Origin of the sequence: Marinobacter alkalisoli, from assembly GCF_045449795.1 — a bacterium.
Lineage (GTDB): Bacteria > Pseudomonadota > Gammaproteobacteria > Pseudomonadales > Oleiphilaceae > Marinobacter.
Map to the genome: position 1 here is coordinate 127,097 of NZ_JBJJLB010000022.1, position 8,918 is coordinate 136,014.

General features: G+C 60.6%; 8 protein-coding genes. 6 read left to right on the top strand and 2 right to left on the bottom strand.

The window, feature by feature from the left end:
- The first annotated feature begins 106 nt into the window (after nucleotides 1-106).
- The 6 genes from ACJO3M_RS10975 (at nucleotide 107) to ACJO3M_RS11000 (ending at nucleotide 6,132) form a co-directional block, all read left to right on the top strand.
- Nucleotides 107-1,177 (top strand): sensor histidine kinase, encoded by a 1,071-nt coding sequence (locus ACJO3M_RS10975; protein ID WP_407001406.1) that lies wholly within the window; start codon nucleotides 107-109, stop codon nucleotides 1,175-1,177.
- Nucleotides 1,177-1,938, top strand: a complete 762-nt coding sequence (locus ACJO3M_RS10980; protein WP_407001407.1) for a LytR/AlgR family response regulator transcription factor — start codon at nucleotides 1,177-1,179, stop codon at nucleotides 1,936-1,938. Before ACJO3M_RS10975 ends, ACJO3M_RS10980 begins: the two co-directional genes overlap by 1 nt.
- 105 nt (nucleotides 1,939-2,043) lie before the next feature.
- Entirely contained in the window at nucleotides 2,044-2,985 is a 942-nt protein-coding gene (hemC, locus tag ACJO3M_RS10985) for a hydroxymethylbilane synthase (RefSeq protein WP_407001408.1), read from the top strand.
- Complete coding sequence (locus tag ACJO3M_RS10990) at nucleotides 2,966-3,751, top strand: uroporphyrinogen-III synthase (RefSeq protein ID WP_407001409.1); 786 nt, start codon at nucleotides 2,966-2,968, stop codon at nucleotides 3,749-3,751. The genes hemC and ACJO3M_RS10990 overlap by 20 nt, the downstream gene beginning before the upstream one ends.
- 27 nt (nucleotides 3,752-3,778) lie before the next feature.
- The gene (locus tag ACJO3M_RS10995; RefSeq protein ID WP_407001410.1) at nucleotides 3,779-4,897 is read left to right on the top strand and encodes a uroporphyrinogen-III C-methyltransferase; all 1,119 of its coding nucleotides are present in this window, start codon (nucleotides 3,779-3,781) and stop codon (nucleotides 4,895-4,897) included.
- Nucleotides 4,894-6,132, top strand: coding sequence for a heme biosynthesis HemY N-terminal domain-containing protein (locus ACJO3M_RS11000; RefSeq protein ID WP_407001411.1), 1,239 nt, complete (start codon nucleotides 4,894-4,896; stop codon nucleotides 6,130-6,132). The genes ACJO3M_RS10995 and ACJO3M_RS11000 overlap by 4 nt, the downstream gene beginning before the upstream one ends.
- A 194-nt stretch (nucleotides 6,133-6,326) precedes the next feature.
- Here ACJO3M_RS11000 and ACJO3M_RS11005 read toward each other — a convergent pair whose 3' ends face one another.
- Nucleotides 6,327-7,361, bottom strand: a complete 1,035-nt coding sequence (locus tag ACJO3M_RS11005) for a 2Fe-2S iron-sulfur cluster-binding protein (RefSeq protein WP_407001412.1) — start codon at nucleotides 7,359-7,361, stop codon at nucleotides 6,327-6,329.
- The gene (gene ubiD / locus ACJO3M_RS11010; RefSeq protein ID WP_407001413.1) at nucleotides 7,333-8,820 is read right to left on the bottom strand and encodes a 4-hydroxy-3-polyprenylbenzoate decarboxylase; all 1,488 of its coding nucleotides are present in this window, start codon (nucleotides 8,818-8,820) and stop codon (nucleotides 7,333-7,335) included. Before ubiD ends, ACJO3M_RS11005 begins: the two co-directional genes overlap by 29 nt.
- Between the last annotated feature and the right edge of the window lie 98 nt (nucleotides 8,821-8,918).

Genomic DNA, 8,918 nt, shown 5'->3' on the forward strand with positions numbered 1-8,918 from the left:
AGCCCGGCATTATTTCGCGGGGTGAATGAAGAGGTGAATAAGATGGTCGCGGGATTATAACATTCCGACGCGCTCTGTTGCGCTCCCTGTTCAGGAAAGAGGTTTAATGGCAGCACCACGCAAAAGCAGTGACTTCTACGTGCCGGATCTGTGCCGTGTGTGGGCTGTGTTCATGCTGCTCATCACCAGCGAACTGATGGTGCTGGTACTTTCCATCGTGCAGGCGGAAGCAGACTGGATTGACTGGAATTACTTTGGCCTACTGTCCCTGTTCGTGCAATGGACGGTGCTGACCAGTGCCGCGCTTATATGCCTTCTACGCAACTGGCTGGCACAACTGAGCGTCACCCGTGCCACCCTCGCAATGGTCATTATCGTCTTGCTGGACGTGCTCGCGTTCGGACTGTTCGCCGACGGTGTTCTCTACCCGCAACCCGGCGTCAGTGGCTGGCAGGGGATTGCCAAGAAGCTGTTGCTGGCACTACTGATCACACTGATGGTACTGCGCTATTTCTACCTGCAGCATCAGTGGCAACAGCAGCGGGAAGCGGAAATGCAGGCGCGTCTGGCCGCCCTGCAAGCGCGGATACACCCTCATTTCCTGTTCAACAGCATGAACACCATTGCCAGCCTGATTGCCGTTAACCCGGACCGGGCAGAAGATGCGGTGCTGGACCTGTCGGAACTGTTTCGCGCCAGCCTGCGGGCCGGAGACCGCCTGATCCCGCTGAAAGACGAGCTGGACCTGTGCCGGCGCTACCTGGATATCGAGGCTTTACGACTCGGCGACAGGCTGACGCTGCAATGGGAGATTGCCGCAGACCTGGAAAAACAGGCCATCCCGCCACTGACACTACAGCCGTTGCTGGAGAACGCCATCTACCACGGCATCCAGCCACGTCCTGAGGGCGGCACCGTGAAACTGGAAGCTTCCCGCCGGGGACACTTCGTCTATATCATGGTGCAGAATCCGAGGCCGGAATCCGCTATCAGCAAGCACGATGGCAACCGCATGGCCCTTGCCAATATCCAGTCAAGATTGCAGGCTCTGTTTGGTGACGAGGCGGTACTCAAACACAGCCATCAGAACGACGTATACACAGTTACCCTGAGATTACCCCGCAGGACCGCCGATCACACTGCCGGACCAGACACCGAAGGATCGCGAAACGGATAATGACAGCCACAGCCCCGACCATTCGCAAGGTACTCATAGCCGACGACGAGCCACTGGCCCGGGACCGGCTACGGCGACTGATACAGGACATCCCCGGTTACCGGGTGTGCGGCGAGGCCGCGGACGGCGACAGCGCCCTGCGCCAGGTCGCGGAACTGGAGCCGGACATCCTGCTGCTGGATATCCGCATGCCGGGTACCGATGGCATGGACGCGGCGGCCGCCATTACCCGACTGGACCACCCGCCGGCCATCATCTTTTGCACCGCCTACGACCATTACGCCATCAAGGCCTTTGACGTCAGCGCTGCGGCTTACCTGCTCAAACCCGTCCGCCGCGAGGCCCTGAGCGAAGCCCTCGCCCGCTCCGGCCAGGTCAATCGCGTCCAGCAGCAAACCCTGTCGGCCCGCGAATCCGAGGGCCCCGGCCAACTCGCCATCAAGACTCATCGCGGTACCGAACTCATCGATATCGGGGCAATCCTCTACTGCGAAGCCGACCAGAAATACGTCACCATCCACCACACCCGGGGCGAAACCGTCTCCGACTACACCCTGAAAGAGCTGGAGCAGTGCCACCCGACCTCATTGCTGCGCATTCACCGCCACACCCTGGTGGGCGTTGCTTTTATCCAGGCCCTCACCCGCGACGGCAATGGCCACAATTCAGTCGTTTTGCGGGACGACCGGGGAAAACTGCCGGTCAGCCGCCGCCACGCCAGCGCGGTCCGGCAATGGCTGCAGGAGCACCAACCGGGTTGATGCTCGCCACACACGCAAGTCAAGGCAACCCGGTGCAGTGGCGGGACTTTTTCGCCGCTTCAAGGTAACCTTGACGGACATTTTTCCAAACCGGCAACCTTCACCATGTCAAAACGAACTCTGCGTATCGCGACCCGCAGCAGTGCCCTGGCACTGTGGCAGGCCGAATTCATCAAATCCGAACTGGAACGGCTCCACGACAACATCACCGTGGAACTGGTCAAGATCAAGACCCAGGGCGACAAGATCCTCGACGTCCCCCTTGCCAAGATCGGCGGCAAGGGCCTGTTCGTAAAGGAACTGGAAGAAGCCATGCTCGACGGCCGCGCGGATCTGGCGGTGCACTCCATGAAGGATGTCCCCATGGAGTTTCCGGAAGGCCTGGACCTGGTCGCTATCTGCGAACGGGAGGATCCCACCGACGCCTTCGTCAGCAACCATCACGACAACGTCGACGCCCTGCCCCAGGGTGCGGTGGTGGGTACCGCCAGCCTGCGCCGGGAAGCCCAGTTGCGGGCCTACCGCCCTGACCTGCAGATCCGCGTTTTGCGGGGCAACGTCAACACTCGCCTGGCCAAACTGGACGCCGGTGAGTACGACGCCATTGTCCTGGCCAGTTCGGGCCTGAAACGACTGGGCTTCCATGACCGTATCCGCTACTGCCTGCCGGATTCCATATCACTGCCGGCGGTCGGGCAAGGCGCGCTGGGCATCGAGTGCCGCGTGAATGATTCCGAATTGTTGGCCATGCTGGCGCCACTGAACCACCAGGACACCTCGGATCGCGTCAGGGCGGAACGTGCCCTGAACCGTCGCCTGCAAGGTGGCTGCCAGGTGCCCATCGCAGCCTATGCGTTACTGGAAGACAAGGACACGGTCTGGCTCAGAGGGCTGGTCGGCGCGGTCGACGGCACCCAGATTTTCCGCGTTGAAGGCCGGGCCCCCAGGGCCGAAGGCGAACGCCTGGGCCGTGAACTGGCCGAGGACCTCCTGGCGATGGGCGCTGACAAGGTACTGGCTGAAATTTATGGCCACACCCCAACCTGATCCCCGCCCCCTGGCCGGCCGGCGAATCCTGATTTGCCGGCCAGAGCCCGAAGCCTCCCGGCTGGCCCATTGCTTCCGCGAAGCCGGGGCCGATGCCCGGGTGCTGCCGTTAATCGAGCGTGAACCGCTACCAGAGACACCGGCAACCCGCAGCCTGATTCAGGATCTCGATCACTACTCCCACGTTATTGCCGTAAGCCCCTATGCCGCCACCCTGTTCATGGCGCTGGCCGACAACTGGTGGCCCCAACTGCCCATGGGCATTCGCTGGTACGGTGTAGGTCGGGGTACCGCAGCGGTGCTGGCTCACCACGGCCTCAGCCCCCGCATGCCAACCAACGGCTGGACCAGCGAGGCCCTGCTGGCACTGCCCTCACTGCAACGAATCAGCGGAGAAAAAGTCCTGCTGGTGCGGGGCGAGGAAGGGCGTGAACTGATCCACCAAACGCTCAGTGATCGGGGGGCCAGAGTCAACGTATTACCATTGTACCGGCGGCATCAGCCACATCACGATGCCACCACGCTGGACAAAGCCCTGCTATGCTTCTTACCGGAGGCTGTGATCACGCTGTCAGGGGAGACATTGAACAATCTCATCGCACTGAGTGAGAATACCGGCCATAATCTCGACAAAACATTGCTGGTGGTGCCTGCCAGCCGGGTCGCGGACCAGGCTCGTCAGGCCGGACTGAACAGAACCTGCATACCGGAAAGCCTTGCCGACAACGACATCGTGGCAACCGTCGCACATGAGCTGAAGGGCTGACGGTTGCCCCGAAAACACCAAGTAAGGATGCCTGTGACTGAATCAAACACACAACTGCCCGCCGCCATTCCCCAGGACAAGCCCGCCCAGAAAAAGCTCTGGCCCCTGTGGCTGATATCAATACTTGCCCTGGCTCTGGTTATTCTTCTCGCGCTCTGGAGCTGGCAGCAGTGGAACGACCGCCAGGCACTGCAACAGACGCTGGATAACGTAAGCAGCGACATATCCCGACTGGATAATCGGTACGGCGCACGGGGCAGCGAGCAGAGCAACAGGATTCAGGCGCTGGAAACCAAACTGGCGGACCAGCGGGAACTGATAGCCACCCAGCAACGCCAGATCGACCACAACGCCAGGGAATTGCTGGAAGCCGGCAATCGCACCCGCACCGACTGGCTGCTGGCGGAAGCCGAATACCTGCTGAGGGTCGCCAACCAGAGGCTGCTGATTGAGAAGGATATCCGCGGTGCACTGGCCGCACTGGAAGCCGGTGACGATGTACTCAATGAATCGGACGATATCGGCGTTTACCCGGTACGACAGCAACTGGCGAAGGAAATTCTCGCCCTCAAGGGCATTGCCGATGTCGACCGCACCGGGCTTTACCTGACCCTGGAAGCTGCCATTGACAGTGTTAACAAGCTCACTGAGGATGCCCTGGTGAACGAACGGGCGCCTGGGTTTGTCACCAGCGCTGACGAAGCCCTGGGCGACGAGCCCGGCGGAGAACCCGGACTGCTCAGTCAGGGCTGGACCAAGGTCAAGAGCACACTGGCGGACGTGGTTGTCGTTCGCCGCCTGGACGAGCCCGTCAAACCCCTGCTGTCACCCGACCAGAGCGCGTACGCCCGGCTCAACCTGCAACTGATGCTGGAAGAAGCGGAAATGGCGGTACTGCGCGGCCACCAGGAACTCTACAATCGCGCCCTGACCAAAGCCGGCAACGCCATCAGCGACTGGTATGACAGCACCAACCCCCAGGTAGCCGCACTTACACAAACTCTGGGCGAGCTCCAGGGTCGGAACATCGATCCCCGGCTGCCTGACATCAGCCGCTCACTGGAATTGCTGAAGGCCCGGCTGGAAGGTCGCCAGGGCACCTCCGACACCAACGGCGAGAATGAGGAAGAGGAGAGCGAATCATGATTCGCATCCTGCTGATTATCCTCGTTGCCCTGCTGATCGGTACCGGGCTGTCCATGGGACTTGAGTACGACCTTGGCTACATCCGCATCAGCCTGGGCCATTACCTGATTGAGACCAATTTCTGGGTCGGACTGGCATTGCTGGTGGCAATCGTGGTGTTGTCGGTGCTTACCATCAACCTGATACGCCGCTTTCGTCACGGCACCGGCCTTATGGCCGGCTGGATCGCCCGCGGCAACGAGCGGCGGGCCCGCCGCCGCACCACCCAGGGTCTGTTGGCGCTGGCCGAGGGCAACTGGCCCCGCGCCCGCAAACTGCTCACTTCCTCCGCCAACCATGCCGACACCCCGCTGATCAACTACCTGGCGGCGGCACAGGCCGCATTTGAATCCGGCGACCATGACGCCGTGGATGAACTGCTGCGGGAAGCGTTCGAAAGCACCCCGGGCTCAGACATGGCCGTAGGCATCACCCAGGCCCAGCTACAGCTGGCAGGTAACCGCCTGGAGCAGGCGCTGGCCACCCTTATTCGTCTGCGCAAGCAGGCGCCGCATCACCCATTCGTACTGAAACTGCTGAAAAACACCTACCTGCGGCTGGAGGACTGGCGAGAGTTGTCGAAACTGTTGCCGGAGATGCGCAAGCGCAACCTGTTAGCCGCAGAAGAGATGGAATCTCTGGAGCGCACCGTCTGGCAGAACCTGCTGCAACGGGCTGCGGAAGACTGCCGCCGCCAGACCGGAACGGAATCGGCTTCACTCGAGCCCCTGACCCGGCTATGGGACGAGCTGCCTGGCGTTCTGCGCAGGGATGAGCACACCATCCGCGAATACGCCCGCCTGCTCGCCGCCCTGGGTGACGAGGCCCAGTCGGAAACGTTGCTGCGGAAAGTTCTGCGCAATCACTGGAGCGACGAACTGATCAACTTGTACGGCCGTGTGAAGGGCCACAAACTGGACGAACAGCTGCTAATTGCCGAACAATGGCTGAAAGACCGCCCCAACAACGCCGAGCTGCTGCTGGCACTGGGTCGCCTGAGTCTGAGAAACGAATTGTGGGGCAAGGCCAGGGAGTATTTCGAAACCAGCCTGCGCCTGCGCCGCAGCCGCGAAACCCTGGCGGAACTGAGCCGGCTGAATGCGCATATGGGGGCAGAAGACACCAGCGTGAAGCTACTGATGCAGGGGCTGGAGAAGGACAACGAACTGCCGGATCTGCCGATGCCTAAGGCCTGACACGGGTTCTATCCCAGTAGCCTGCTTTTACGCGGGCTGGCCCCGGGGGTGGGGTGCCTTTTCTTATGGGAAAAGAACTCGCTTCGCTCAGACACCTTTGTCCCGTCAGAAAAGGCACCCCACCCCGGGGCCTGTCTGACATTGGTGGTATAGCCTTTGTCGGATTAGCGAAGCGTAATCCGACAAACCCGGCATTAGGCTCTCGGCGCGTACTCCAATACATCGGAGAAAAACGCCGCTTTCGGCAAGCCAGCCTCAATCAGAGCATCCATCAGCGTATACACCATGGTCGGCGACCCGCTGGCATGCACTTCCACGTTGCTCCAATCCATCCCTGAGGCCAGTACAGCTCGTACCAACTGATCGTGATGGCCAGCCCAATCGTTATCCTCGTCATCACCGACGACGGGCAGAAACGTAAACGGCGGCCATTCCTGCTCCCATTTCTGGGCCATGCTCCGCAGGTACATGTCTTCGTGGCGACGCACGCCCCAGTAGAGTTTGACCGGTTGCTGGTAGCTGGTCGTCCTGAGGTAATCCACCAGGCTTTTCATCTGGGCAAAGCCGGTGCCCGCCGCCACCAGCAACAACGGTTTCTCCGGAGCTGCTGCCAGGCAGGCTTTGCCGTGAGGAAGTTCCACGGTGACATCTTTGCCCGAGGTCAGCGCTTCAATTACCTTCTGCGCCGACACCCAGTCCGGCGAGGCCTGGATATGCAGTTCTATGTCCGATTCGGACGGGCTGCTGGCGATGGAGAAGTAGCAGGGGTCGGTATCCGGAAGATTCACGGACAGGTACTGCCCCGCATGAAAGGACAGTTCCCGCCGGCGAGGCAGCTGAAGCTCGACCCGGTAGACGTCGTGGCTGATGGAACGAACGTCCACCACCTTTGCCTGGTACTTGCGAGGCTGATTGGTTCCTGCTGCCATAACGGCGTTAATCTCCAGTTCCAGGTCCCCGAGCGCGAGGGTTCTGCACATCATCAGTCGCTCGTTGACCGTCATCGTCTGTTGGTTGCGGGTGTTCAGTGCGCTGCCAGCCAGTAGCCGGGCTTCGCAGATCTCACACACCCCATTGCGGCAGGCGGCGGGCACGGCAATGCCCGCATCGGCTGCGGCATCGAGCAAGTTTGTCTCCGGACTGACCGAATAGACCAGTCCGGACGGTTTCAGGACAACCCGATACACATCGTTGTTCCTATCACTCGGGGCGATCCGGCGAAGTTTCAATCCCCAGGCTGTCCCAGAGCTCATCCACGCGCTGTTTGACCTCGTCGGTCATGGTGATCGGCGTACCCCACTCCCGGTCGGTTTCACCGGGCCACTTATTGGTCGCGTCCATGCCCATCTTTGAGCCAAGGCCCGACACCGGGGAAGCAAAGTCCAGATAATCAATGGGCGTGCTTTCCACCATCGTGGTGTCACGGGCCGGGTCCATCCGGGTGGTCATCGCCCAGATAACATCCTTCCAGTCCCGGGCATTCACATCATCGTCCGTAACAATCACGAACTTGGTGTACATGAACTGCCGTAAAAATGACCATACCCCCATCATCACCCGTTTGGCATGGCCTGGGTACTGTTTCTTCATGGTCACCACTGCAAGGCGGTAGGAACAGCCTTCCGGCGGCAGGTAGAAATCCACAATTTCCGGGAACTGCTTCTGCAGGATCGGGATAAACACTTCGTTCAACGCCACACCGAGAATCGCCGGCTCATCGGGCGGGCGTCCGGTGTAGGTGCTGTGATAGATCGGATCCTTGCGATGGGTAATTCGCTCCACGGTGAACACCGGGAACTGATCCACTTCGTTGTAGTAGCCAGTGTGATCCCCGAACGGCCCTTCCGGCGCCATGTCGTCCGGATAGATAAACCCTTCCAGCACAATCTCGGCACTGGCCGGCACCTGCAGATCACTGAGGCCACACTGAACCAGCTCTGTGCGACTGCCCCGCAACAGGCCCGCAAAGGCGTATTCGGACAGGCTATCGGGCACCGGGGTCACAGCTCCCAGAATGGTGGCCGGATCGGCGCCCAAGGCGACCGCCACCGGATAAGGCTGGCCCGGGTTGGCTTTCTGGAACTCCTGAAAATCCAGCGCGCCACCACGATGGCTGAGCCAGCGCATAATCAGCCGGTTACGGCCGATCACCTGCTGACGATAGATCCCCAGGTTCTGCCTTTCCTTGTGGGGCCCACGGGTAATCACCAGCGGCCAGGTCACCAGCGGACCGGCATCCCCGGGCCAGCAGTGCTGAACCGGAATCTGGTACAGGTCGACCTGTTCTTTCTCGATCACCACATCCTGACAGGGTGCGGAGCGCAGCACCTTGGGGCTCATGCGCATGACCTGCCGGAACAGCGGCAACTTCTCGATGGCGTCTTTGAAGCCCTTGGGGGGATCCGGTTCCTTCAAGAAGGCCAGGAGCTTGCCAATCTCCCGCAAAGCGGTGACATTGTCCTGCCCCATGCCCAACGCCACCCGCTTTGGCGTGCCAAACAGGTTGGCCAGCACCGGCATGTCGTAACCTTTCGGATTCTCGAACAATAACGCCGGACCACCCGCCCGCAGGGTGCGATCGCAGATTTCAGTCATTTCCAGGTGGGGATCGACTTCAACGGAAATACGCTTGAGCTCGCCCAGATTTTCCAGCTGGCCGATAAAATCTCTGAGATCGTTGTATTTCATTCGGTGCTCCGTTCGCGCTTCTGTTACTACGGAGGTAAGCCCTTAGCGGACTTTTATTCGGGGCCGGAACGAGGTGTGGGACAGGAGGGACCAAAACA

Bases quoted from the DNA above. Each gene is read 5' to 3' on its own strand.
- ACJO3M_RS10975 (WP_407001406.1), top strand. From the start codon at position 107: ATGGCAGCACCACGCAAAAGCAGTGACTTCTACGTGCCGGATCTGTGC.
- ACJO3M_RS10980 (WP_407001407.1), top strand. From the start codon at position 1,177: ATGACAGCCACAGCCCCGACCATTCGCAAGGTACTCATAGCCGACGAC.
- hemC (WP_407001408.1), top strand. From the start codon at position 2,044: ATGTCAAAACGAACTCTGCGTATCGCGACCCGCAGCAGTGCCCTGGCA.
- ACJO3M_RS10990 (WP_407001409.1), top strand. From the start codon at position 2,966: ATGGCCACACCCCAACCTGATCCCCGCCCCCTGGCCGGCCGGCGAATC.
- ACJO3M_RS10995 (WP_407001410.1), top strand. From the start codon at position 3,779: ATGCCTGTGACTGAATCAAACACACAACTGCCCGCCGCCATTCCCCAG.
- ACJO3M_RS11000 (WP_407001411.1), top strand. From the start codon at position 4,894: ATGATTCGCATCCTGCTGATTATCCTCGTTGCCCTGCTGATCGGTACC.
- ubiD (WP_407001413.1), bottom strand. From the start codon at position 8,820: ATGAAATACAACGATCTCAGAGATTTTATCGGCCAGCTGGAAAATCTG.